17 protein-coding genes are annotated in these 25119 nt (G+C 68.9%); 13 read left to right on the top strand and 4 right to left on the bottom strand.

Annotation, left to right across the window (positions count from 1 at the left end):
• Positions 1-33 precede the first annotated feature (33 nt).
• The 5 genes from ACIRD8_RS12870 (at position 34) to ACIRD8_RS12850 (ending at position 7168) form a co-directional block, all read left to right on the top strand.
• Complete coding sequence (locus ACIRD8_RS12870; protein ID WP_403989615.1) at positions 34-1143, top strand: sugar ABC transporter substrate-binding protein; 1110 nt, start codon at positions 34-36, stop codon at positions 1141-1143.
• Between the two features lie 189 nt (positions 1144-1332).
• Positions 1333-2121, top strand: coding sequence for an ATP-binding cassette domain-containing protein (locus tag ACIRD8_RS12865; RefSeq protein WP_104784769.1), 789 nt, complete (start codon positions 1333-1335; stop codon positions 2119-2121).
• Positions 2118-3395, top strand: coding sequence for a sugar ABC transporter permease (locus ACIRD8_RS12860; RefSeq protein ID WP_403989612.1), 1278 nt, complete (start codon positions 2118-2120; stop codon positions 3393-3395). Before ACIRD8_RS12865 ends, ACIRD8_RS12860 begins: the two co-directional genes overlap by 4 nt.
• A gap of 182 nt (positions 3396-3577) precedes the next feature.
• The gene (gene dxs / locus ACIRD8_RS12855; protein ID WP_403989610.1) at positions 3578-5491 is read left to right on the top strand and encodes a 1-deoxy-D-xylulose-5-phosphate synthase; all 1914 of its coding nucleotides are present in this window, start codon (positions 3578-3580) and stop codon (positions 5489-5491) included.
• Between the two features lie 174 nt (positions 5492-5665).
• Positions 5666-7168: an amino acid permease gene (locus tag ACIRD8_RS12850; protein WP_403989608.1), complete on the top strand. Its 1503-nt coding sequence runs from the start codon at positions 5666-5668 to the stop codon at positions 7166-7168.
• Positions 7169-7174: 6 nt separating this feature from the next.
• Here ACIRD8_RS12850 and ACIRD8_RS12845 read toward each other — a convergent pair whose 3' ends face one another.
• The gene (locus tag ACIRD8_RS12845; protein WP_403989606.1) at positions 7175-7576 is read right to left on the bottom strand and encodes an NTP pyrophosphohydrolase; all 402 of its coding nucleotides are present in this window, start codon (positions 7574-7576) and stop codon (positions 7175-7177) included.
• Positions 7577-7593: 17 nt separating this feature from the next.
• Positions 7594-8697, bottom strand: a complete 1104-nt coding sequence (locus ACIRD8_RS12840; RefSeq protein WP_403989605.1) for an LCP family protein — start codon at positions 8695-8697, stop codon at positions 7594-7596.
• Positions 8698-8887: 190 nt separating this feature from the next.
• On the opposite strand from ACIRD8_RS12840, the gene galE reads away from it, so the two are divergent.
• The 8 genes from galE to ACIRD8_RS12800 all read left to right on the top strand — a co-directional run bounded on the left by galE (position 8888) and on the right by ACIRD8_RS12800 (position 21444).
• Entirely contained in the window at positions 8888-9874 is a 987-nt protein-coding gene (galE, locus tag ACIRD8_RS12835) for a UDP-glucose 4-epimerase GalE (protein ID WP_403989603.1), read from the top strand.
• 106 nt (positions 9875-9980) lie between these two features.
• Positions 9981-11084 carry a hypothetical protein gene (locus ACIRD8_RS12830; RefSeq protein ID WP_403989601.1) on the top strand — a complete coding sequence of 368 codons (1104 nt, stop codon included), beginning with the start codon at positions 9981-9983 and terminating at the stop codon, positions 11082-11084.
• A 114-nt stretch (positions 11085-11198) separates the two neighbouring features.
• Positions 11199-12698: a hypothetical protein gene (locus ACIRD8_RS12825; RefSeq protein WP_403989599.1), complete on the top strand. Its 1500-nt coding sequence runs from the start codon at positions 11199-11201 to the stop codon at positions 12696-12698.
• A gap of 190 nt (positions 12699-12888) precedes the next feature.
• Positions 12889-14151, top strand: a complete 1263-nt coding sequence (locus ACIRD8_RS12820) for a CDP-alcohol phosphatidyltransferase family protein (RefSeq protein WP_403989597.1) — start codon at positions 12889-12891, stop codon at positions 14149-14151.
• Positions 14148-18626, top strand: coding sequence for a glycosyltransferase (locus ACIRD8_RS12815; protein WP_403989595.1), 4479 nt, complete (start codon positions 14148-14150; stop codon positions 18624-18626). The genes ACIRD8_RS12820 and ACIRD8_RS12815 overlap by 4 nt, the downstream gene beginning before the upstream one ends.
• Positions 18616-19422 carry a rhamnogalacturonan acetylesterase gene (locus ACIRD8_RS12810; protein ID WP_403989593.1) on the top strand — a complete coding sequence of 269 codons (807 nt, stop codon included), beginning with the start codon at positions 18616-18618 and terminating at the stop codon, positions 19420-19422. Before ACIRD8_RS12815 ends, ACIRD8_RS12810 begins: the two co-directional genes overlap by 11 nt.
• Positions 19419-20165 carry an Ig-like domain-containing protein gene (locus ACIRD8_RS12805; RefSeq protein ID WP_403989591.1) on the top strand — a complete coding sequence of 249 codons (747 nt, stop codon included), beginning with the start codon at positions 19419-19421 and terminating at the stop codon, positions 20163-20165. The genes ACIRD8_RS12810 and ACIRD8_RS12805 overlap by 4 nt, the downstream gene beginning before the upstream one ends.
• Positions 20166-20190: 25 nt before the next feature.
• Positions 20191-21444 (top strand): phosphodiester glycosidase family protein, encoded by a 1254-nt coding sequence (locus ACIRD8_RS12800; RefSeq protein ID WP_403989589.1) that lies wholly within the window; start codon positions 20191-20193, stop codon positions 21442-21444.
• Positions 21445-21523: 79 nt separating this feature from the next.
• Here the strand turns inward: ACIRD8_RS12800 and ACIRD8_RS12795 are convergent, their stop codons facing one another.
• Both ACIRD8_RS12795 and ACIRD8_RS12790 read right to left on the bottom strand, forming a co-directional pair.
• Entirely contained in the window at positions 21524-23653 is a 2130-nt protein-coding gene (locus ACIRD8_RS12795; protein ID WP_403989587.1) for a 3-hydroxyacyl-CoA dehydrogenase NAD-binding domain-containing protein, read from the bottom strand.
• Complete coding sequence (locus ACIRD8_RS12790) at positions 23650-24870, bottom strand: acetyl-CoA C-acyltransferase (protein ID WP_362938973.1); 1221 nt, start codon at positions 24868-24870, stop codon at positions 23650-23652. The genes ACIRD8_RS12795 and ACIRD8_RS12790 overlap by 4 nt, the downstream gene beginning before the upstream one ends.
• Positions 24871-25119 lie beyond the last annotated feature (249 nt).

The following is a 25119-nucleotide window of genomic DNA, read 5'->3' as shown; positions in this document are numbered from 1 at the left end:
CGCAACGTCGCGGCCTCGTCAGGGAGGTTCGAAATGAACACGCGTATGCGTCGTGCCGCCGTTGCCGTTGCCGCCACCACCATGGCTGTCTCTCTCGCCGCTTGCGGGAGCGCCAAGGAGTCCGGCGACAAGACCACCGACTCGGCCAAGAAGGGCGACGACCTCAAGATCGGTCTGCTCCTTCCCGAGAACGCCACGGCCCGCTACGAGAAGTTCGACAAGCCGATCATCGAGAAGAAGGTCAGCGAGCTGACCGGTGGCAAGGCGGAGGTCGTCTACTCCAACGCCCGCCAGGACGCCACGCTGCAGGCGCAGCAGGTCGACACGATGATCACCAACAAGGTCGACGCGCTCATCATCGACGCCGTCGACTCCAAGGCCATCGAGAACAGCATCAAGAAGGCCAAGGACGAGGGCATCCCCGTCGTCGCCTTCGACCGCCTCGCCGAGGGCCCGATCGACGCCTACACCTCGTTCGACAACGAAGAGGTCGGCCGCGTCCAGGGCACCGCCCTTCTGGAGGCCCTGAAGGGCAAGACCAAGCCGAACATCGTCATGATGAACGGCGCGATCACCGACCCGAACGCCGCGCTCTTCAAGAAGGGTGCCAAGTCGGTGCTCGACGGCAAGGTGACGTACGGCAAGGAGTACGACACCAAGGAGTGGAAGGCCGAGAACGCCAACGCCAACATGGAGGGCGCGATCACGTCCCTCGGCAAGGACAAGATCGACGGCGTGTACTCCGCCAACGACGGTCTGGCGGGCGGCATCATCCAAGCGCTCAAGTCCGCGGGCGTCTCCGAGCTCCCGCCGATCACCGGCCAGGACGCCGAGCTCGCGGGCGTGCAGCACATCGTCACCGGTGAGCAGTTCATGAGCGTCTACAAGTCGTACCCGCAGGAGGGCATCGTTGCCGCGGAGATGGCCGTGGCGCTCGCCAAGGGCGAGGACCTCGACACGATCGCCACGTCCAAGGTCGACAACGGCAGCACGAAGGGCGTTCCGACCGTCCTCGTCCCGGTCGTCTCGCTGACCAAGGACAACATCAAGGACACCATCATCAAGGATGGCATCTGGACGATCGACGAGATCTGCACGGCCAAGTACAAGGCCGCCTGTGACTCGATCGGTCTGAAGAACTAGCACCCTCCGCGCGACCGGCTCCGGCCGGTACCGCGCGGGCCCGAAGCCTGTCCGGTGCCCCGCCCACCAACTGTCCCGCTACCGGGCGGGGCGCCGGACGGAACGCTTCCGCAGTTTTTTCTACTCTTCTGCTCGACCACCGCGCCTCCCCCAGGCGCGGCATCCCCGCCGGGTCAGGCGGCGAAGGAGATGGTTCACGTGTCCGCTACGCCCGTGTTGGCGTTGCGAGGGGTCTCCAAGCGATTCGGTGCCGTCCAGGCGCTCACCGATGTAGAGCTTGAGGTCCACGCCGGTGAAGTGGTCGCCCTGGTGGGCGACAACGGCGCCGGTAAATCAACGCTGGTCAAGACGATCGCCGGTGTCCACCCCATCGATGACGGAGTCATCGAGTGGGACGGCCGGCCGGTCCAGATCAACAAGCCGAACGACGCCCAGAGCCTGGGCATCGCGACCGTCTACCAGGACCTCGCGCTCTGCGACAACATCGACGTCGTCGGCAACCTCTACCTCGGCCGGGAGATCCGTAAGTTCGGCATCCTCGACGAGGTCGAGATGGAGCGCCGCTCCCGCGAGCTCCTCTCCACGCTGTCGATCCGCATCCCCAGCGTCCGCATCCCGATCGCCTCGCTCTCCGGCGGACAGCGCCAGACCGTCGCCATCGCCCGCTCGATGCTCGGTGAGCCCAAGCTCGTCATCCTCGACGAGCCCACCGCCGCCCTCGGTGTCGAGCAGACCGCACAGGTCCTCGACCTCGTCGAGCGGCTGCGTGAGCGCGGTCACGCGGTCATCCTCATCAGCCACAACATGGCCGATGTGAAGGCCGTCGCCGACAAGGTCGCCGTGCTCCGGCTGGGCCGGAACAACGGGGTCTTCGATGTGAAGACCACGTCGCAGGAAGAGATCATCTCCGCCATCACGGGCGCCACGGAGAACGCCGTGACCCGTCGTGCGGCTCGTAACGCGGAGGTCAAGAAGTGACAACCGACAAGACGTCCACGGCTGTGATCAACCCGGAGGCCGCCAAGGGCGCGGACACCGCGGTCGACCCCCGGCTGCTCGTGCGCGAGCAGGGCTTCGGCGGATACCTCACCGAGTTCAAGCGCAAGATGCGCGGTGGTGACCTCGGCTCGATCCCCGTGGTCATCGGCTTGATCATCATCTGCGTGGTCTTCCAGAGCCTGAACTCCGAGTTCCTCTCCGCGAAGAACATCAGCGACATCGCCGTCGCGATGGTGGCCACCGGCATGATGGCCGTCGGCATCATCTTCGTACTGCTGCTGGGCGAGATCGACCTGTCCGTCGGTTCGGTCTCCGGTGTCTCCGGTGCCGTCGTGGCCGTGCTCAGCGTGACCCACGGCGTGAACGAGTGGCTCGCCGTCGTCCTTGCGATCGCCAGCGGCGCGGTCATCGGTGCCCTCCACGGCTTCTTCTTCGCCAGGATCGGCGCCCCCGCCTTCGCCGTCACGCTCGCCGGCCTGCTGTTCTGGCTGGGGCTCATGCTCCAGCTCCTCGGCGACACCGGCACGATCAACCTCGACAGCGACGGCGTGGTCGGCAAGCTGACCACGTACTACTTCACGGACGTCGCCGCCGCCTACGGCCTGGCCGCGCTCGCGGTGATCGCCTTCTTCCTCTCGGCCTTCCTGGACAGCCGCCGCCGTGAGGCCGCGGGCGTCCCCTCCCGGCCGGTCACCGACATCGTGGTGCGCACCGCCGTGCTCGCGGTGTTCGCCTTCGCCGCGGCGTACATGTTCAACCAGTACCGCGGTCTCCCGCTGGCCCTGGTCCTCTTCCTGATCGTCCTCGTCGGCACGGACTTCCTCCTGCGCCGTACGACCTACGGCCGGAAGATATTCGCGCTCGGCGGCAGCGTCGAGGCGTCACGCCGCGCCGGCATCAACGTCACCGCGATCCGTGTCTCGGTCTTCGCGGTCGCCGGCACCTTCGCGGCCATCGGCGGCCTCTTCTGGGCCTCCAAGATCGCCGCCGTCAACCAGGGCTCCGGCACCGGCGACCTCCTGATGAACGTCATCGCCGCGGCGGTCATCGGCGGCACCAGCCTCTTCGGAGGCCGGGGCCGCACGTGGAACGCCCTGCTCGGCGTCATGGTGATCGTGTCGATCCAGTACGGCCTGTCGCTGGAGGGCATCAAGACGCCCGTCCAGTACATGATCACCGGCGGTGTGCTTCTCGCCACGGTCGTCATCGACTCCGTCACCCGCAGGACGCAGAAGACGGCCGGCCGCGCCTAGGCTTCCCGTCACCTCGTACCTGCGCACACGTGCCCGGCATCCTCCGTGATGCCGGGCACCTGCGCGTCCCGCGGACCCAGCACGGCGGGGCTGAATGCGGCGCCCGATGACCGGGGCCGCCGGCGGAACATTAGACTCATCGGATCGACTCGCTCGACCAGCTCACACGCAAGGAGGCACGGGTGGATCTGCTGACCCGCATCAGGGGACCGCGCGACCTGGACCGGCTCGACTCCGAGCAGCTGGACCAGCTCGCCGGGGAGATCCGTACCTTCCTCGTCGAGGAGGTCTCCAAGACCGGCGGCCACCTCGGCCCGAACCTGGGCGTGGTCGAACTGACCATCGCCCTGCACCGCGTCTTCGAGTCCCCGCAGGACAAGGTCCTCTTCGACACCGGCCACCAGAGCTATGTGCACAAGCTGCTCACCGGCCGGCAGGACTTCTCGAAGCTCAAGAGCAAGGGCGGACTCTCCGGATACCCCTCCCGCGCCGAGTCCGACCACGACATCATCGAGAACTCGCACGCATCGACGGTGCTCGGCTGGGCCGACGGCCTCGCCAAGGCGAACGAGGTCCTGAAGAAGGACGACCACGTCGTCGCCGTCATCGGTGACGGCGCGCTCACCGGCGGTATGGCCTGGGAGGCGCTGAACAACATCGCCGCCGCCAAGGACCGCCCCCTCGTCATCGTCGTCAACGACAACGAGCGCTCGTACGCCCCGACCATCGGCGGCCTCGCGAACCACCTCGCCACCCTCCGCACCACCGACGGGTACGAGCGGTTCCTGGCCCGCGGGAAGGACCTCCTGGAGCGCACGCCGGTCGTCGGCAGGCCGCTGTACGAGACCCTGCACGGCGCCAAGAAGGGCCTCAAGGACTTCATCGCCCCGCAGGGCATGTTCGAGGACCTCGGCCTGAAGTACGTCGGACCGATCGATGGCCACGACATCGAGGCACTGGAGTCCGCGCTCCAGCGGGCCAAGCGCTTCGGCGGCCCGGTCATCGTGCACTGCCTCACCGAGAAGGGCCGCGGCTACACCCCCGCGCTCGAGGACGAGGCGGACCGCTTCCACGCGGTCGGCAAGATCCACCCGGACACCGGCCTGCCGATCTCCACCTCCGGCCTCGACTGGACCTCGGTCTTCGGCGAGGAGATGCTCAAGCTGGGCCACGAGCGCGAGGACATCGTCGCCATCACGGCGGCCATGCTCCAGCCCGTCGGCCTCGGCAGGTTCGAGGAGGCCTTCCCGGACCGGATCTACGACGTCGGGATCGCCGAGCAGCACGGCGCGGTCTCCGCCGCCGGCCTGGCCACCGGCGGTCTGCACCCCGTCTTCGCGGTCTACGCGACCTTCCTGAACCGCGCCTTCGACCAGGTCCTCATGGACGTCGCCCTGCACAAGTGCGGAGTCACCTTCGTCCTGGACCGGGCCGGTGTCACGGGCACGGACGGCGCCTCGCACAACGGCATGTGGGACATGTCGATCCTCCAGTGCGTGCCGACCCTGCGCATCGCCGCCCCGCGCGACGCCGACCAGGTCCGCGCCCAGCTGCGCGAGGCCGTCGACGTGGACGACGCACCCACCGTCGTCCGCTTCTCCAAGGGCGCGGTCGGCCCGGCGGTCAAGGCCGTCGGCACCGTCGGCGGCATGGACGTCCTGCGTGAGGCGGGCACGGACGCGCCGGACGTCCTCCTGGTCTCCGTCGGTGCGCTCGCCCCGATGTGCCTGGAGATCGCCGCCCTGCTGGACGCCCAGGGCATCTCCACGACGGTGGTCGACCCACGCTGGGTCAAGCCCGTCGACGAGGCGCTCGCCCCGCTCGCCGCGCAGCACCGCGTCGTCGTCACCGTCGAGGACAACAGCAGGGCCGGCGGCGTCGGCTCCGCCGTCGCCCAGGCCCTGCGCGACGCGGGCGTCGACGTACCGCTGCGCGACTTCGGCATCCCGCCGGTGTTCCTCGACCACGCCTCGCGCGCCGAGGTCATGGCCGAGATCGGGCTGACCGCCCCGGACATCGCCCGTCAGGTCACCGGCCTGGTCGCCAAGCTCGACGGCCGTTACGAGAGCCGCGCCGTGGAGCCCGTCCGCGACTGATCCTCCCGCACCGCGCGGCACGGCACCGCGCGGCACGACACGGCACTGGGCCGGTCGCCCACCCCACACGGGTGGTCCGACCGGCCCATTCGCGTGAAACGGGAGCGCACGGAGCGTGCCGGGGCTGCCCGTTCCGAATCATGGCGTGCACGACGAGTGCGTGGAGGTACGCCGGTGAGCACGCAGCAGGACACGCCCCCCAGCGGAAAGGGACTGTTCCGGACCAAGACGGTCGAGCAGTCCATCCGTGATACCGAAGAACCGGAGCACGCGCTCAAGAAATCCCTCTCCGCGCTGGACCTCACGGTCTTCGGGGTGGGTGTCATCATCGGCACCGGCATCTTCGTTCTCACGGGCAAGGTCGCCAAGGAGACGGCGGGCCCCGCCACGGCCCTCGCGTTCGTCGCGGCGGGCATCGTCTGTGCGCTGGCGGCACTCTGTTACGCCGAGTTCGCCTCCACGGTCCCGGTGGCGGGATCGGCGTACACCTTCTCCTACGCCTCCCTCGGCGAGCTGGTCGCCTGGATCATCGGCTGGGACCTGGTGCTGGAGTTCGCGCTGGGCACCGCGGTCGTGGCGGTCGGCTGGTCCGGCTACGTCCGCTCGCTCATGGACAACATCGGCTGGACGATGCCCGAGGTGCTCTCCGGTCCGGACGTGGCCAGCGGCTTCGGATTCGACATCCTGGCGTTCGCCCTGGTGCTGATCCTGACGGTCATCCTGGTCCTCGGGATGAAGCTGTCCGCCCGGGTGACGACGGTCGTCGTCGCCATCAAGCTGGCGGTCGTCTTCATCGTGATCATCGCGGGCCTGTTCTTCATCAAGGCGTCCAACTACTCGCCCTTCATCCCGGAGGCCGAGAAGCAGGAGGGCGGATCGGGCCTGGATGCCCCGCTGGTCCAGCTGATCTTCGGCTACGAGCCGACGAACTTCGGCATCATGGGCATCTTCACCGCCGCGTCCATCGTCTTCTTCGCCTTCATCGGCTTCGACGTCGTGGCCACCGCCGCCGAGGAGACGAAGATCCCGCAGCGTGACATGCCGCGCGGCATCCTCGCCTCGCTCGTCATCTGCACCCTGCTCTACGTCGCCGTGTCGATCGTCGTCACGGGCATGCAGAACTACACCGAACTCTCCGTCAGCGCCCCGCTGGCCGACGCCTTCAAGGCCGTCGGACACCCCTTCTACGCGGGTGTCATCAGTTTCGGCGCGGCCGTCGGACTCACCACGGTCTGCATGATCCTTCTGCTCGGCCAGACCCGGGTGTTCTTCGCGATGAGCCGCGACGGACTGCTCCCGAGGTTCTTCTCGGTGACACACCCGCGCTTCGGGACCCCGTACCGCCCCACCATCCTGCTCGGGGTGATCATCGCGATCGTGGCCGGCTTCACGAGCATCAACGAGCTGGCGACCCTGGTGAACATCGGCACGCTCTTCGCGTTCGTGGTCGTGGCCCTCGGTGTCATCGTCCTGCGCCGCACCCGCCCCGACCTCCACCGCGCCTTCCGCACCCCGTGGGTGCCGCTGCTCCCGATCCTGTCGGTCGCGGCCTCGGTGTGGCTGATGCTGAACCTGCCGGCCGAGACCTGGCTGCGGTTCGGGATCTGGATGGTGCTCGGCGTGATCATCTACTTCGCGTACGGGCGGCGCAACAGCCGTATGGCCAAGGCCTCCTGACCCCGGTCAGGCCCCTCGTGAGGGCGGCAGCGGCCGCACCGTACGCGGGCCCGTGCACCGGGCCCCGTACGCCTCGACCCGCTGCCGCAGCCCGCGGTCGGCCGTGACGACGACACAGGAGCGTACGCCGTGGGCGGCGGCGGCCAGCTCGGCGATCAGATCGTCCCCGCTGCCGGACGCCGCCTCCACGCGCACCCCCGGCACGGACGCGACCCCGCGTGCGGCGCCCTCCACGACCAGCACGAGCTCGACGGGCCCGGGGTGCCCGGGCAGCCCCTCCGCGGCGTACGGGATCAACGAGTCCCGCAGCCGCTCGGTCGCCCCGCGCCGGTCCCGCCACCACCCGTCCGGAACCGACCCCACCACATTGGCGGCATCGACGATCACGAGGGCCCTCTCACCGGTCATCCCCGAAGGATGACAGGTCAGCCGCCGGTGGCCGGAGACTTCTTCGCCGACTCGGGAATCGTGCCGTCCTTGCGGATCGCCTTCCAGAGGTCGCCGGCCTGCGGCTCGGCCGCCACCACGCGGTTCGGGTCCTGCTTGTCGTAGGCGACCGGCAGCATGATCGTCTCCATCGTGGAGGGATCGACGCCGTTCATCGAGCGGGCGAACTCCGCGAGCGAGGTCAGCGAGGCGAGCCCCTCGTCGGTCGTCAGCGACTTGGTCGCGGAGTTGGCGATCTTGTACGTGCTCGTCGGACTGCCCAGCAGGTCCTGCGACTTGATCTCGGTGAGCAGCGCGAGCAGGAACTGCTGCTGGAGCCCGATCCGGCCCAGGTCGCTGCCGTCCCCGATGCCGTGCCGCGTACGGACGTAGGCGAGGGACTCGGTGCCGTCCAGCTTGTGCGTACCGGCGGTGAGGTCGAGGCCGGAGGCCTTGTCCTTGATCGGCTCCTCGACCTTGACGGTGACGCCGCCTATGGCGTCGACCAGGTCCTTGAACCCGGCGAAGTTGATCTCCAGGTAGTGGTCGATCCGGACCCCGGACATCTTCTCCACGGTCTTCACCACACAGGCCGGACCGACCTGCGAGTACACGGAGTTGAACATGACCCGCTCGGCGGACGCCATGGCCGAACCGTCGGACTTGACGCACTCCGGCCGGGTCACCAGGGTGTCGCGCGGAATGGACACGGCGACGGCCTCGGTGCGGCCCTCGGGTATGTGCACCACCAGCGCGGTGTCGGACCGCGCCCCGCTGACGGCACCGCCGCCGCCCAGCTCCTTGTTCTCGGCCCCGGCACGCGAGTCGGAACCGAGGACGAGCAGGTTCTGACCGGTGGTGGGGAGCTTCTCGGGACGGTCCTCGCCGAGCGCCTTGTTGATGTCGACGCCCTTGATGTTGCCGTCGAGATCCTGGTACATCCAGTACGCGGTGCCACCGGCCGCGAGGAGCAGCACGAGCAGTACCCCGAGCGTGATCTTGAGGCCGCGGCGGCGCTTACGTTCCTTCTTGCGGCCCCGGCCTCCGGCTCGCGATGCCGAGTGACTGCTGCGCGGGTCAGGCGTGCTCTCGTTGTGGCTCATCGTGCTCGAGTCCTCAAATCTCGTTGCCCGTTGTGGACAGGGGAGTACGGGGGACTCGGGTGGGGGGCTGGACCGGTCCGTGAAAGTTTGACTGACCGAGCACTATAGAACAGACAAGCGCTTGAACATGTGAACCAAGTGAACATGGGGCGGATGATGCGCAGGCCTTGTGTCGAACTACTATTCGCCCATGACTTGGTTGATTACGGGCGGGGCGGGGTTCATCGGCTCACATGTCGTCCGCTCGATGCTGGCGGCCGGCGAGCAGGTCGCCGTCTACGACGACCTCTCGACGGGGGATCCGTCCCGGGTTCCCGAGGGCGTCCCCTTCGTGAAGGGATCGACGCTCGACGGCGCCGGCCTGCGGCGCACCCTGGGGGAGCTCTCGGTGCGGGGTGTGGTGCACCTCGCGGCGAAGAAGCAGGTGGCGGAGTCGGTGGCCGACCCTCTGCACTACTACCGCGAGAACGTGCACGGTCTCCAGACGCTGCTGGAAGCAGCCACGGAGAGCGGGGTCCGCGCGTTCCTCTTCTCCTCGTCCGCGGCCGTGTACGGAATGCCTGACGTCGACCTGGTGACGGAGGACACGCCCTGCGCGCCGATCAATCCGTACGGCGAGACGAAGCTCGCGGGCGAGTGGATGGTCCGTGCGGCGGGGAAGGCGCACGGAATGGCGACCGCCTCGATGCGCTACTTCAACGTCGCGGGGGCGGCGACGCCGGAGCTCGCCGACACCGGCGTCTTCAACCTCGTTCCCATGGTTTTCGAGAAGCTGACCCAGGGAGCGGCCCCGGTGATCTTCGGCGAGGACTACGGGACCCCGGACGGCACCTGTGTGCGGGACTTCATCCATGTCGACGACATCGCTTCGGCGCATCTCGCCGCGGCGCGGGCCCTGCTCGTCAGGGAGGCCGGTACGGACCTCACCATCAATATCGGACGTGGTGAGGGCGTATCGGTGCGGGCCATGATCGATCTCATCGGTGACGTGACCGGACACGGAGCCGGCTCCGCGCCCGTCGCCGCCGCGCGAAGGCCGGGAGACCCGGCGCGGGTGGTCGCCTCCGCGGACCGGATCCGGGAAGAACTCGGATGGTCGGCCCGGCACGACGTCCGCGAGATGGTTGCCTCGGCCTGGGAAGGCTGGTGCCTCAGGCACCCGGACGCCCGCCGCTGAGCCTGCGGCCGCCGCACAGACGTTTTCCGCCCGCTGTCCACGAAGTCTCGGTCCCCGCGCCCTCGTCCGACGAGGGTCACATGCCCTGGGAGGGTGAGAACACACCATGCGAGGTGTCTCCCTCGACGAAGCCAAGCGCACAGGTCCCGCTCCCGCCACCGTCCCGGACGCCGGAGCGGTGACCGGGGGCCCGTGGCTGCTCGCGGGCCATGACGGCAGGCTGACTCTCTACGTACATGCAGGCGGAGCTGTCCTGCGCTGGACGGAAGAGGCCGCGGGTTCGCGGCACTGGGCGGGCCCCGACGTCATCCCGGCCAAGGGCATCACCCACCTCACCGTGGTCCAGGGGCGGAACCGCTATGCCCATTTCCTCGGCCGCCGGTCGCGTCCGCGCGCCGATGACTGGTCCACGGTGGACATCGTGCGTGCCACCCAGTACCAGACCGGCCGTCCGATGACGGAGTGGCGTTCGCTGGGCAATCCCTCCAAGGAGATCGCCCGAGCGGTCGAGGCCGGCGATCCCACCGGGGCCGTCGCCCAGGACGGGGCCCTCCACGTCTGTGTGCCCACCGGGCTGGGCTCGCTCGCCCTGCGCCGTGAGGACAAGCAGGGCCAGTGGGAGGCGTGGGGCAAGCTGCCGGCCGCCGGCGTCACGGACCGGCCCGCTCTCGCGGCCACGTCCGCGGGTCTGGTGGAGGCGTTGATTCCCGTGCACACGGGGGCGCTGCACCTCTGCCAGCAGAAGCCCGGGGGCCCTCTGGTGCCGGGGTACGAGGTCGGTGCCGTACCGCTGCCCGGTTCCGTGAGTTCACTGGAGACCTCGCCCGGGATCGTGACGTACTACCTGACCGATGTGCGCAGCGCCGGCGTCGCGGCCTTCCGCGCGGGGCGCTGGCCGGTGCCTCTGGGGGGCGAGCCGGGAGACGGACGGATCAGCGCGGTGCGCACGATGCTTGACGGGCTCGACTGCACGGTGCTCGCGTTCAGGAGCCTCGCCGGGACGGTCCGGCTCGGAGCCTTCGAGACGGAGGGCGAGCAGAACGGTGTCTGGTGGACCGACACCGGTAGGCAGTGCGCCGGCGATGCCTCTCTCGCCGTCGACGGCCGGGGACGGATGGCTGTGGCCGTCGTCGGTACGGACGGCCGGCCGTCCGTGGCCCGGCAGGAGGACAGCCAGGGGCTGACCTTGAGTGACTGGCACCGCATATGAGCCCCGTGGTGCGAAGCGACACCGGGAAGGACGGACGACGTGGCCCGCAGAGCGAGTGACGGCCAGGCACAGAGGTCTCAGGCCCCCCGCCCGGCCGGCGATGACGTCCGGAAGGTGACCGTTGTCGCCGGCGGGCCTGGCGACGCGGCACCCCTGGTCGCGACCGAGGATCACGGGACCGAGATCCGTGTGCTGTGCGTCGGCGAGGGGAGCAAGGACGAGCGTGCCGCACTGGAGCGGGCCCTCACCGAGGCTTCCCGGCGCGGGTGCCAGGTCCCCGGCGGTCCGACGTTCGCCGGCCGGGACGCCGACGGCCACGGGGCGCTGCTCCGGGCACTGCGCGAACTGCGCCCCGCGTGGGTCCGCCTGGCAGACCCCGATCCGGAGCGCGTGGGCTACGACGAGGACGCGGGCGCACCCGTACACGAGGATCCTGACCGGGCGGCCGCCGCTCTGGAGGCACTGGCCGCGGTGCGTGCCTACCAGCTGGAGTCGGGAGCCCCCGTGTTCGTGGACTGCCGTCGTGCCGCGGCGGACGAGAAGCTGGACGCGGGGTCGGCGTCGCGTTATCCGCGTACCGAACACTGGCTGACGGAGGGGTTCGACGGCCGGCTGTCGGCGTTCCTGCCGTCCGCCGCGGGCGTGGTGCGGTGGGTTCAGTCGGAGCCCGGAGGCGCCGACTGGCTCGGACCGGAACTGCTTCCCGGGCCCCGTCTGATGCCGGGGCTGTCCGTGGTGCAGGACCCCCACGGGTTCGTGCACCTGCTGGCGCTGCGCCGGACGGCACGCGGGGGTGGAGGCGACGATGTGGAGATCGTGCACGCGGTGCAGTACCGCACCGGACAGCCACTCACTCCCTGGCACTCGCTGGGCTCCCCCAATCCCGGGGACCGGTACAAGAGCAGGGAGGTCGGCTTCCCTGCGATGGCCTTCGACGGTGCCGGGGGCCTCTTCGTCTTCGCCCGGAACTTCGGGCACAGCGTGAGCTGTCGCCATCAGTCGTCCGACGGAGCGTGGACACCCTGGCAGCACCTCAGCGGTCTCCGCGTCGCGGACGAGCTGGTGACCGTCACCACCGGGCGCGGGGAGGTGGAACTCCTGGTCCGCGCACGGGACTCCGACGCGGTGGTGCGCTGGGCCCGTTCCGGGCCCGGCGGTGCGTGGGCCGAGGACCGGAGCGTCCCCTTCACACCGGTGCCGGGAACGATGTCCGCAGGGCCGGAGCCCGGCACCGTCCTGTTCCGGGACCTGTTGACGAACGAGCCCGGCATCTGGTGGCCGGGAGCTGTCGCTCCTCTGCCGCTCGGGGGCGCCGAGGGCGGCGGGCCGCTGACCGGTGTCCGGGGGGTGGACGTGGACGGCTGGGCCTACGCGCTCCTCGTCCGTTCGGGCCCCGGAGGGGAAAGCACAGTCGGGGCCTACGCGGAGGGGCGCCCGGACGCGGGCGTGTGGTGGAGCGCGGCGGGCAAGGACACACCGCTCCCACCTGCGGCCGTCAGGTCTCGGAACGGAATGGTCACGTTGGCGGTGCTCACTGCGGGGGCGCGACTGGCCGTTGCTCACCGGAAGTCACGAAAAAGCAGTCTTGAGTTTGATTCGTGGTACACAGTGTGACAATTTCCGACCGATTGTGGTTCTAAGGGCTCGGAATGGTAACGGCCCTGGCCGGAAGTTGTTGAGTTCTTGATAAAGTCTGTGAATCTTTCATGTGAACGACCGGGGGGGACCTGGTGAACATGAGGGCGCCTCGTACCTGCCCATGCATGAGCGAGGACTGTTTACTGGTTCTCGTGACTGAGGGGTTATGGCCAAGCTGTCCCTGCGTGCTGTTCAGAAGCTGACGTGCAAGAAGCGTGACGCTTGGTGGACGGTGCTTCTGGTCGACCCCGTGGCGACCCGCATGCTGATCGTCATGGCCCGGTTCGGCTTCATCACGCCCAACCGTGTCACCTGGGCGGCGCTGTTCGTCGGGCTCGGCTCGGCCGGCTTCTTCCTCAAGGGCGACCCCGTCTCCCTCGCCATCGGCGCCGCGCTGTACCACCTGAGCTTCATCTTCGACTGCATCGACGGGAAGCTGGCGCGGCTCAAGGGCAACGGCACGGTCTTCGGTGGTTGGCTCGACTACGTCTTCGACCGCATCAGGGTGCTCTTCTGTGCCCTGGCCCTCATGGGCGGTCAGTACCTGCGCAACGGTGACGAGCGGTATCTGCTCGCCGCCCTCATGGTGGTCTTCCTCGACATGCTGCGCTACGTCGACGCCCTCCAGATCTACAAGATGCGCATGTCGATGCGGGCGAAGATCGAGAAGGTCACGAAGGCGAAGCGCGACGCCGAGCGCGCTGCCGCGGCCGAGGCGGCGGGCCGGGTCACGGCGGAGCCGGAGGAGCAGCAGATCCAGTTCATGGAGGATCTGCTCCGGGAGAATCCCGAGGCCGAGGCGGAGACCCTCAAGGAGCAGGCCACGGCCGCCCACGTGGTGGACCTGCACGCACAGTTCCGTCACCGCTTCCCGTGGTACCAGCGCGTGCGTCACGCCATGCTGCGCAGCCGCATCAGGCCGCACCTCATCAGCGGCATCGAGTTCCAGATGTTCATCTTCATCGTCGCCCCGCTGATCGGGCAGATCCTGATGACCACGCTGGTGTCGGCCGCTCTGCTCGGAGCCTTCGAGCTGATCATCATGTATAAGTTCTGGCTTTCCACCCGTGACTTCACCAAGGTGATGGCCGAGCTCAGCTCGGTCCCGTCCACGGCCGGCATCATCTCCCCCCAGCTGCACAGGGGCCGCCACCGCCGCGGGGTCGAGGAGGGGCTGCGTGACGCGGAGCGCCTGCTGGACCAGCAGCCGGACGACGACCCCGGCTTCCAGCCCTACCCCCAGCCGTACACGGGCTACGTCCCGAACGAGCAGTACACGAACCACGAGGGGTGGCCGCCTGCGGAAACGTATCTGCAGACCGGCAGCACCTATGGCCATCCGGTTCAGGGTGAGCGGCTGTACGCCGCCCCCCACGCGCCCCAGCCGGAGCAGAACGGATACCTGGGCGACCGAGAAGGCAATCGATGAGGCACGAACAGGACACCCCCGATGTGTGGGTGACCGTCGTCATCCCGGCCTACAACGCGGCGACGACGATCGGCAAGGCGCTCCAGTCGGCTGTGAACCAGACGTACGAACTGGTCGAGATCGTCATCGTCGACGACGCCTCGACGGACAACACCCTCGACATCGTCAAGAGCTTCGCGGGCACCAACGGCCGTGTCCGTGTGCTGCGCCGGCCCACCAACAGCGGGGGCGTCGGAGCGCCGCGGAACATGGGCATAGCCCAGGCCGCCGGCCAGTACGTGATGTTCCTCGACGCCGACGACGAGCTGCCGCCCCGCGCCTGTGAACTGCTGGTGGCAAGCGCGCTGGAGACCGGGAGCGACATCACCGCGGGCAAGGCGGTGCGGGTCAACCGCGCCACCAGCGAGACCGAGGGCTGGGCGCCCGAGGTGTACGCGATGCGGCGTACCGTGCCGGGCCTTGTCGAGTTCCCGCTGATGCTGTCCGACCCCATCGCCGCGGCGAAGCTGTACCGCGTCGAGTTCCTCCGGAACGGCGGGGTCTGGTTCCCGGAAGGCGTGTTCTACGAGGACACCTACTTCTCCACGGTGGCCGGCTGCCTCGCCGACGGGATCACCGTCATCACCGACCCCGTGTACCGCTGGATGTGGGAGCCCGACGGCGGTTCGATCACCGGCCGCACCGGTGAGCTGCGCAGCATCACGGACCGGGTAGCCGTGCACCGTGCGACCGACGCGTTCCTCCTCGACCGGGGTCTGTGGCCGCTCAAGGTCCGCAAGGACTCCAAGTTCCTCGCCCACGACCTGCGTCTCTACATGCGGGCCCTGTCGGAGGGCGATCCGGAATTTCAGCAGGGCTTCGCCGAGATCGCGAGCAACTACCTCTTCTCGATCAGTGACGAGGCCTTCGAGCTGTGCGACCCGGTCGACCGCGTACGTGCCTACCTCCTCATGTACCAGGAGACGGAAGCGGCGCTGACCACGCTGGACTACGCCCAGCGCAGGAGCACGCTGTCCTCCTTCCTCGTCGAGGAGGAAGGCCGCGTCTACTGGTCCGGGGACCATCTGCACCTCCCGGACGCACGCCGCATGCTCGACGTCACGGAACTCGGCCTGTCGACGGCGAACCTCTCCCAGGTGCCGCTCTTCGCGCAGCTCGACCACTGGGCAGTCAAGGGTGTGGAGCTGCGGTTCGAGGGCCGGCTGGTCAACCGGTTCGGGCGGATCAGCCCCGGTGACGATCTCAAACTCGCCCTGGCTGTGCGCAACCGGCACACCAAGCGGGACGTCACGGTGCCGATAGCGGGCCCCGGGGTGGACGAGCGGTTCATCACGTTCGACGGCGTGGTGGACCTCGCGGCCGTACTCGGGAAGGAATTCGCCGACAGCACCGTCTGGAACGTCTCGGTCGTCGTCGAGTGGAACCGGAACCGCTCGCGGTCTCCACTGAACGTGCGTGACGTGGAGCTCTCCGGACTGACGTTCCACGCACGGGACGAGGAGCTGGAGGGGTACCGCACGGTCAGCGGAAACCTCGCCCTGCGGTGCGCTGTGGCCGGACGCCGGACCTTCGAGACCGAGCAGAACGACCCCGACGCGCCCTGGATGTGGTGGCGCAGCCTGATCCACCCGCCGATCGCCACCCTCGACTACGCCTTCGAGATGGCCGTCGTCGTGCCCTGCTACAACGTGGCGAAGTACCTGGACGACTGCCTCGGCTCCATCGCGGCACAGGAGGGGTTCGCCGCGACCCAGGTCATCCTGGTGGACGACGGCGCCACCGACGAGACGCCGCAGATCCTCGACCGCTTCGCCGGGCACTACGCCAATGTCACTGTGGTCCACCAGCAGAACGGGGGTCTCGGTAACGCGCGCAACAACGGCCTCGACCAGGTGACCGCGCCCTACGTCACCTTCCTCGACTCCGACGACATCCTCGGCGAGGACGCCCTGTCGAAGATGCTGCAGGCGGCGTGGCGGGACGGTTCGGAAGTGGTGGTGGGGGACCTGGTGAACTTCCCCGACCGTCCGTACGGACCCTGGAAGCAGTACTTCGGCAAGGGCGACCGCCTCGTCGACGACTTTGCCTCGGTGCCGGACCTGATCTTCAGTGGCTCCGCCTGCAACAAGCTGTTCAGCACCGGCCTCCTCCGCCGCCTGGGCGTGCGCTTCGGCGAGGGGGTGCACTTCGAGGACGCCTGGGTGACGCTGCCGAGCATGTTGCGCGCCGACGGGATCAGCATCGTCGACGAGCCGGTGTACTACTACCGGGGCCGCCCGGACGGCACGTCCATCATGGACTCGCTGTGGAGCAAGCCCGCCAACTACTGGGATCACCTCAGGCTGAACCACTATCTCCTCGCGGTCTCCGAGAGGGAGCGCCCGGAGATCCGGCGCATGTTCCACCGCTATGTGACGCGCACCTACAAGGGATTCCTGTGCAACGCGCGTAACGTCATGGGCCGCTCCCAGCTCGCGGAGATCTTCCCCGGTCTCCGGGATCACTACGCGACGGTCCCGGACGAGGTGATCGCCGAGCTGGTGACCAACCCGGCGCAGCAGCTCGACCACTACGCCGCCAAGACCGGGAACTTCGAGCTCTTCGCCGATCCCGACCGGGTACTCGAAGGGGCCACTCCGGCCGTTCAGGTCGACGACGACGGCTTCTACCGTACGTTCGGGGGCGGTGCGTCGGAGTCCAGGGCCGCGCGGGTCAACGACCCCAACGTGGTGGTGGAGTCGGTCCGGGCCCGTGGCGATGTGCTGGTGATCGAGGGGTGCATGTCCTTCCCCGGCATGAGCATCGACGGTCAGATGGTCAACCGCCTCGAATTCGTCCACCAGACGCGGCAGGGGAAGGTGGTCGTCCCGCTGCGGCAGGTCTACCGCAGGGACCTCATGAACGCACGGAACGGGCGGGACCTGTACGCAGGGTGGTACGCCGAGATACCGGCAGTGGATCTCGTGGACGGGGGGTTCAAGTCCGGAGACTTCCGGCTCCGTGTGCGTGCGGCCGACGGATCGCGCCACCGTAATGTAGTGATGAAGGCCCGGCTCCCGCTGCACCGGCTGAAGGGTGTGGGCCAAGTCGGCGACCACCGCTACATGCTGACCATCGGGGGCGGCGATTCGCTGCACTTCAGGTTGGTCGACCGGACGCTGAAGGCCCGGACCAAGCAGAGGTTCTGGCGTGCGGCGCGTGAGATCCGCATCATGAAGCACCGAAACCCCGGCTGGCGGATGAGGCTGGCCTACTGGATCTCCTATCCGTTCCTGCGGTCCCGGGAGATCTGGATCATCGGCGAGCGGTCAGACACGGCGCAGGACAACTCGTACCACTTCTTCAAGTGGATCAGGGAGAACCGGAAGCGCCGGAAGGCCTACTACGTCATCGACGAGAAGTCCCCCGACTACAAGAAGGTGCAGCCGTACGGGAACGTCCTGAAGCTCGGTTCCATGAAGCACCGGATGTACCTGCTGCACGCCACCAAGCTGATCGGCGCCTACGATTCGGAGTCCTACCTGGTGCCCGAGGGGTACCGCAAGGCGCTCTATCTGCACCGGTTCGGCGAACTGATCCGGTATCAGCGCGTTTTCCTCCAGCACGGCATCACGTACAACGACGTGACCAGTGGTGCGGCACAACTGATCACCAGCTACGACATGATCCTGGCCGGCGGACGGCAGGAGCGGGAGTTCTTCGCCGAGGAAGCCGGCTACGGGTCCCGGGCGGTCCTGGCGGGTTTCCCCCGTTTCGACGCCCTGCGCAAGGAGCCGCGTGACCGGCCCAGGGTGCTGCTGATGCCCACGTGGCGTCAGTGGATCGTCACGGCTTCGTACAAGAAGTCGGCCGGTCCGGCCAAGTCCTCCTTCATGCAGTCCGAGTACTTCCGCTTCTACAAGGAGCTGCTCTCCAACCCGAGGCTGGTCCAGGCACTGGAGAGAGCCGGCGTGGACCTGGAGTTCTTCCCGCACTACGAGATCCGCCCGTATCTCCATCATTTTCAGCTGGAGTCGGATTCCATCGTCGTCGCGGACCCGAAGTCCAGGAATGTGCAGCAGGCCATGAAGGAATGCTCGCTGATGGTGACGGACTACTCTTCGGTGTTCTTCGATGTCGCTTACATGGACACCCCTATCGTCTATGTGCCGTTCGACGAGGAGGACTTCTACGGGCGGCACTACAAGCGGGGTTACTTCAACCTCACGGAGGACGGTTTCGGGCCGGTCTGCCGCACCGTGGACGAAGCCGTGGACGAGATCATTGCGTCGATCGGCCGGGGATTCACCGTGGAGAGCCCCTACCACGAAAGGGCGGAACACTTCTTCGCCTACCGTGACCACGGGAACTGCGCCAGGGTCTACGACGCGATCGACAGCCTGGGCGACTCGGACGCCGCGGCGCTCGGACCCGCCGCCCCCGCGGGCCAGGAGACCGCGGCCCAGCGACAGTCGGGATGGGTCGATGCAGCCTGAGTACGGTGTCCGGCCGGGCGCTGTCCGCATGTTCCTCGCCGGCGACTCCAGTGTCTGCACCCGCGAGGCCAGCCGCGCGCCGATGACCGGATGGGGGCAGGTGCTCCCGCTGTTCCTCACCGGCGAGGTCGAGGTGGTCAACTGCGCACGGGCCGGAGCGAGCTCCAAGACCTTCAGCGAGCGGGGCCGGCTCGACTGGATCCTGGAGCAACTGCGGCCCGGTGACTACCTGGTCGTCTCGTTCGGCCTGATCGACCACAAGCCGGAACCGGAACTGCGCACCGAGCCCTTCGGTGACTTCCAGCGCCATCTGCGACGGTTCGTCGACGGTGCCAGGGACCGCCAGGCCCATCCGGTCCTGGTGAGCCCGCACGAGCGCTGGACCTTCGACGCGCACGGCAACCTCCCCAGGGTGTTCGGCGAGTACCCCATGGCGATGCGGGAGCTCGCGGAGCAGACGTCGACGCCCTACATCAATCTCTACGAGCAGAGCCTCGAATGGTGGACGCAGCTCGGCCCCGAGCAGACGCGGGCGCTCTTCATGTACCTGGAGCCGGGACAGTACGCCACCTACCCGGAGGGCATGGAGGACAGCACCCACCTGCTGCCCGCCGGCGCGATCGCGTGCGCGCGGTTCGTCGCGCACGCGATGGCGACCCGGCGCATCGTGCCGGAGCACTGGGCCCAGGACCTGGATCGCGAGAGCTTCCCGCCGGAGGCCATGGGCTGGCTGGACGATGCCACGCACCAGGCCGTCACACGTACACGTACCAAGGGCACGGGGAGCACGTTGTGAACGACGTCGGCAGCGCGCCGCGCCATCTGGTGTCCCGGGTCAGCGCGGTCCAGCTGGACGATCCGTCCATCCGGCTGACCGTGGAGCTGACCGCCGACGCGGATCCCGATGTTCCGCTCAGACCGGGGCAGTCGGTCGGCTTCGACCTGACTCTTTTTCCCGAGGGCGGTGGGCATCGCTATTACGGCTATGTGATGGCGCCCCCGTTCGCGAAGGTGGCGTCCGTCGGGCAACTGGCCGGAATGAGCTTGCTGGCGTCGGGGGACAGGTACGCGAGTTCGGTGGAGGCGGGCACCACACGGGTCGCCCGGTTCACCGCCCGGATTCGTGACGACGCCGGGGCAGGAGCCTTCCTCGTCCCCGAGGTACGGTCCGGAATCATCGCCCGCGGAGGGTCGAGCCTGACCAGCGGTACCCATGCGGTGAAGCAGCGTGGCTTCCGCATCGCGCCGCTGTCCGTGCCGGGGCGCACACTGCGGGTGGCGCCCGGATACCGGGGGCTGCTGACCGGGCTGACCGAAGGGCTGGGCGAGCACGTCCAGCTGGTCGGTGTCGGCCCCGCCGTCTTCGGCGCGACCTACATCGCGCCGGACGGAGCGGTGACGTACACGCCGTTCAACGGCCATACCGGTTACGACCGTTTCGACTACGTCCTCGACGACGGTGCGGGCCGTCTCGTGCGAGGGCGGGTGACCGTGTGCGTCGGTGACACGGGTGCGGCGCCCGGTGTTCTCGCGGGCTGACGGCCGTGCGCGACCGCTTCGGCGTGTGGGCGCGCTCGCGCTGTCCGTAGGGGCGGTCGCGGTGGCGTGCTCCGTCCCGGCCCAGCCCCCGTCCGCCGAACGGCCCGGCCGCAGCAGTCAGGCTCCGCACCTCCGGCTGCCCGCGGGCGTGGCCTTCGAGCAGCTCACGCACACCCTCCAGGACGGCAGTCCGGTCCGGTTGAGTGTGCTCTCCGTGTCCCCCTCGGCGCGGGTCACCGTGTCGGCCGTCCACGGGGACCGGCTGGACCCGGCGCGGACCGTCAGGGAAATGTCGGACCGGGCAGGCGCGGTGGCGGCGGTCAACGCCTCCTTCTTCGACATTCGTACCGGACCCGACTTCGGCGGTTACGAAGGTGATCCGCTCGGTGTGTACGCCTCCGACGGCGACCTCCTCAGCGAGGCGGCCGACGGGGGTACCGCACTGATCCTCGGACCGCCCGGAAGCCGGCCCCGGACAGCCGAGATCAGCACCTTCTCCACCCTCCTCGCCTCGGACGGCGCCGACCGGGAACTGGACGGCATCAACCGTGTCCCCGGCCGGATCCTCGGCTGTGGCGGGGTCGGCGGGGACACACTCGCCAGGACCGGCCGGCCGGAGTCGAGGCCGCTCCGCAATCAGCTGTGCGTGGATCGCCACGAGATCGTCTCCTTCCGCCCGGCCTGGGGGAGCGATTCCCCGCCCGGACCGGCGGGCAGTGCGGAAGCAGTGCTCGACGCGAAGGGCCGCGTGGCCGCACTGCGGAGCCCGGCGGGCGGACCGATCCCGGCCGGCGGCAGCACGCTCAGCGGCATCGGGCAGGGAGCGACCTGGCTGGAGGCACATGCCCCCCGGGGCAGCTCGGTCCAGGTCACGTCCAGGGTGCAGGACCTGTCCGGGAGGCGGGTGGCGGGGGCTGGGGTGTCGGTGATCGGCGCGGGCCCCGCGCTCGTACGCGACGGAGAGCTCTGGATCAACGGTGCGGCCAATGGTTTCGCGTCCACCACACTCGCGCGGCGGGAGCCCCGCACCGTCGCGGGGGTCAAGGCGGACGGCACGCTGCTGCTGGTGACCTTCGACGGCAGGGATGCCGGGCGCAGTGCGGGCGTGTCGATGACCGAGGCGTCGAGGAGCCTTCTGCGGCTGGGGGCCACCGAGGCCGTGAACCTCGACGGCGGCGGGTCGACCACCATGGTTGTCGACGGGGCGGTGCGCAACCGTCCGGCCGACGGCGGCACGGAGGAACGCGAGGTCGCCACCGCGATCGTCGTGACCGGCTGAGGCCCGGTCGGGACGACGAAGGGGCCCGGCACGCCAACTGGCTTGCCGGGCCCCTCAATCACGTACGACAGGTGCGTGCCTACGCCGGGACGCTCGCCACGCCCTGCGCCAGGAACGGCTTGCCGTTGACCCGCTCCGAGACGCCCTCGCGGTCCAGGTACGGCGTGATGCCGCCCAGGTGGAAGGGCCAGCCCGCGCCGGTGATCAGGCAGAGGTCGATGTCCTGCGGCTCGGCGACGACGCCCTCGGCCAGCATCAGGCCGATCTCCTGCGCCACCGCGTCCAGGACGCGGTCACGGACCTGGTCCTCCGTCAGGACGGTGTCGCCCTGCTTGAGGAGCGCGGCGACCTCAGGGTCGAGGACCGGCGCGCCGGAGTCGTAGACGTAGAAGCCGCGCTTGCCGGCCTTCACGACCGCCGCGAGGTTCTCGGAGACCGTGAAGCGGTCCGGGAACGCGCGGTTCAGGGTCTCGGAGACGTGCAGCCCGATGGCCGGGCCGACCAGCTCGAGCAGCACCAGCGGGGACATCGGCAGGCCGAGCGGCTCGATGGCCTTCTCCGCCGTCTCGACCGGGGTGCCCTCGTCGATGATGTTCTGGATCTCGCCCATGAAGCGGGTGAGGATGCGGTTGACGACGAACGCCGGGGCGTCCTTCACCAGCACCGCGGTCTTCTTCAGCTTGCGGGCGACACCGAAGGCCGTGGCCAGCGAGGCGTCGTCCGTCTGCTCGCCGCGGACGATCTCCAGGAGCGGGAGGATCGCGACCGGGTTGAAGAAGTGGAAGCCGACGACCCGCTCCGGGTTCTTCAGCTTCGACGCCATCTCGGTGACCGAGAGGGACGAGGTGTTGGTGGCGAGGATTGCGTGCGCCGGGGCGACCGCCTCGACCTCCGCGAACACCTGCTGCTTGACGCCGATCTCCTCGAAGACGGCCTCGATGATGAAGTCGGCGTCGGAGAAGCCCTCCGCCTTGTCCAGCACACCGGAGACCAGGGCCTTCAGGCGGTTGGCCTTGTCCTGGTTGATACGGCCCTTGCCGAGCAGCTTGTCGATCTCGGCCTGGACGTAGCCCACGCCCTTGTCGACGCGCTCCTGGTCGATGTCCGTGAGGACGACCGGGACCTCCAGGCGGCGCAGGAACAGCAGGGCGAGCTGCGAGGCCATCAGGCCCGCGCCCACCACGCCGACCTTGGTGACCGGACGGGCCAGGGACTTGTCCGGGGCACCGGCCGGGCGCTTGGCGCGCTTCTGGACCAGGTTGAAGGAGTAGATCCCGGAGCGCAGCTCGCCACCCATGATCAGGTCCGCGAGGGCCTGGTCCTCTGCGTCGAAGCCGGCGCTCAGGTCGCCGCTCTTCGCCGCGGCGATGATCTCCAGCGCGCGGTACGCGGCCGGGGCCGCCCCGTGCACCTTGGAGTCCGCGATCGCCTTTCCGCGGGCGACGGCCTGGTCCCAGGCGTCACCGCGGTCGACCTCGGCACGCTCCACCGCGATCTCGCCCTTGAGGACGGACGCGGTCCAGATCAGCGACTGCTCCAGGAAGTCCGCGCCCTCGAAGATCGCGTCGGCGATCCCGAGCTCGAAGACCTGCTTGCCCTTGAGCTGGCGGTTCTGGTTGAGCGAGTTCTCGATGATCACCGAGACGGCGCGGTCGGCGCCGATCAGGTTGGGGAGCAGCGCGCAGCCGCCCCAGCCCGGGACCAGGCCGAGGAAGACCTCGGGCAGCGAGAACGCCGGCAGCGCCGAGGAGACGGTGCGGTAGGAGCAGTGCAGACCGATCTCCACACCGCCGCCCATGGCCGCGCCGTTGTAGTACGCGAACGTCGGGACCGCGAGGCCGGAGAGACGGCGGAAGACGTCGTGGCCGCCCTTGCCGATGGCCAGCGCGTCCTTGTGGTCCTTGAGGAGCTCGACGCCCTTGAGGTCCGCGCCGACGGCGAAGATGAACGGCTTGCCGGTGACACCGACGCCGACGATCGTGCCCTCGGCCGCCTCCTTCTCGACCTGGTCGACGGCGGCGTTCAGGTGCGCCAGCGACTGCGGGCCGATGGTGGTCGGCTTGGTGTGGTCGAATCCGTTGTCCAGCGTGATGAGCGCGAAGCGCCCCGCACCGCCGGGCAGGTCGAGGTGGCGTACGTGCGCCTGCGTGACGACCTCGCCGGGGAACAGCTCGGCCGCACCCTTCAGAAGCTCAGTGGTGGAGCTCACTTGTTGCCTCCGTTGAAGTTCGGGTTCTCCCAGACGACCGTCGCGCCCATGCCGAAGCCGACGCACATGGTCGTCAGGCCGTAGCGGACCTCCGGCTGCTCCTCGAACTGGCGGGCCAGCTGAGTCATCAGGCGGACGCCGGAGGAGGCGAGCGGGTGGCCGTAGGCGATCGCGCCGCCGTACTGGTTGACGCGCTGGTCGTCGTCGGCGATGCCGTAGTGCTCCAGGAAGGCGAGCACCTGCACGGCGAAGGCCTCGTTGATCTCGAAGAGACCGATGTCGTCGATGGAGAGACCGGCCTTGGCCAGGGCCTTCTCCGTCGCCGGGATCGGGCCGTAGCCCATGACCTCCGGCTCGACACCCGCGAAGGCGTACGACACGAGACGCATCTTGACCGGGAGGCCCAGCTCGCGGGCGGTCTCCTCGGAGGCGAGCAGCGAGGCGGTGGCGCCGTCGTTGAGACCCGCGGCGTTACCGGCCGTCACGCGGCCGTGGGCGCGGAACGGGGTCTTCAGACCGGCCAGCGACTCCAGGGTGGTGCCCGGGCGCATCGGCTCGTCGGCGGTGACCAGGCCCCAGCCCGTCTCCCCGGCCTCGGCGTTGGTGCGGCGCACGGAGACCGGCACCAGGTCCTGCTGGATCTTGCCGTTGGCGTACGCCTTGGCGGCCTTCTCCTGCGAACGGACCGCGTACTCGTCGGCGCGCTGCTTGGTGATCGAGGGGTACCTGTCGTGCAGGTTCTCCGCGGTCATGCCCATGAAGAGGGCGGACTCGTCGACCAGCTTCTCCGAGACGAGGCGCGGGTTCGGGTCCACGCTCTCGCCCATCGGGTGGCGGCCCATGTGCTCGACACCGCCGGCGATGACGACGTCGTACGCGCCGAAGGCGATGGAGCCGGCCGTCGAGGTGACGGCGGTCAGGGCGCCCGCACACATGCGGTCGATGGAGTAGCCGGGGACCGACTGCGGCAGACCGGCCAGGATCCCGGCGGTACGGCCGAGCGTGAGGCCCTGGTCGCCGATCTGCGTGGTCGCGGCGATGGCGACCTCGTCGATCTTCGCGGGGTCCAGGTCCGGGTTGCGGCGCAGCAGCTCCCGGATGGCCTTCACGACGAGATCGTCGGCGCGGGTCTCGTGGTAGATGCCCTTCGGGCCCGCTTTGCCGAACGGGGTGCGGACGCCGTCGACGAAGACGACGTCCCGGATGGTACGAGGCACGGTGGCTCTCCTCCAGGGTGCGGGATGGCACTGCTGCGGGCGCACGCATCGGCGCGCCACGACCCTCATGCTACTTGCGGGTAACCGGACTGCCCACCCCCCACCACCGGAGCGGTGAACGTCACATGCGGAGGGGGCGTGGCCGGTGGCCCGGGAGGGCCGGGTAACTGGCGTGAAATCGATCCTCCTCGATGGGCCGGTCCACGGTGCGGTCCCGACACGCGTACGCCCCCCACCGGATCCGGCAGG

Source organism: Streptomyces sp. NPDC102451, from assembly GCF_044765485.1.
Classification (GTDB): domain Bacteria; phylum Actinomycetota; class Actinomycetes; order Streptomycetales; family Streptomycetaceae; genus Streptomyces.
Note: the sequence above shows the minus strand (reverse complement) of the source record. Positions and strands in the feature narration are given on the sequence as shown.

What these genes read in the sequence shown, in the direction of transcription:
- ACIRD8_RS12870 (WP_403989615.1), top strand. Translation starts at nt 34, where the DNA reads ATGAACACGCGTATGCGTCGTGCCGCCGTTGCCGTTGCCGCCACCACC.
- ACIRD8_RS12865 (WP_104784769.1), top strand. Translation starts at nt 1,333, where the DNA reads ATGGTTCACGTGTCCGCTACGCCCGTGTTGGCGTTGCGAGGGGTCTCC.
- ACIRD8_RS12845 (WP_403989606.1), bottom strand. Translation starts at nt 7,576, where the DNA reads ATGACCGGTGAGAGGGCCCTCGTGATCGTCGATGCCGCCAATGTGGTG.
- ACIRD8_RS12840 (WP_403989605.1), bottom strand. Translation starts at nt 8,697, where the DNA reads ATGAGCCACAACGAGAGCACGCCTGACCCGCGCAGCAGTCACTCGGCA.
- galE (WP_403989603.1), top strand. Translation starts at nt 8,888, where the DNA reads ATGACTTGGTTGATTACGGGCGGGGCGGGGTTCATCGGCTCACATGTC.
- ACIRD8_RS12830 (WP_403989601.1), top strand. Translation starts at nt 9,981, where the DNA reads ATGCGAGGTGTCTCCCTCGACGAAGCCAAGCGCACAGGTCCCGCTCCC.
- ACIRD8_RS12820 (WP_403989597.1), top strand. Translation starts at nt 12,889, where the DNA reads ATGGCCAAGCTGTCCCTGCGTGCTGTTCAGAAGCTGACGTGCAAGAAG.
- ACIRD8_RS12815 (WP_403989595.1), top strand. Translation starts at nt 14,148, where the DNA reads ATGAGGCACGAACAGGACACCCCCGATGTGTGGGTGACCGTCGTCATC.
- ACIRD8_RS12810 (WP_403989593.1), top strand. Translation starts at nt 18,616, where the DNA reads ATGCAGCCTGAGTACGGTGTCCGGCCGGGCGCTGTCCGCATGTTCCTC.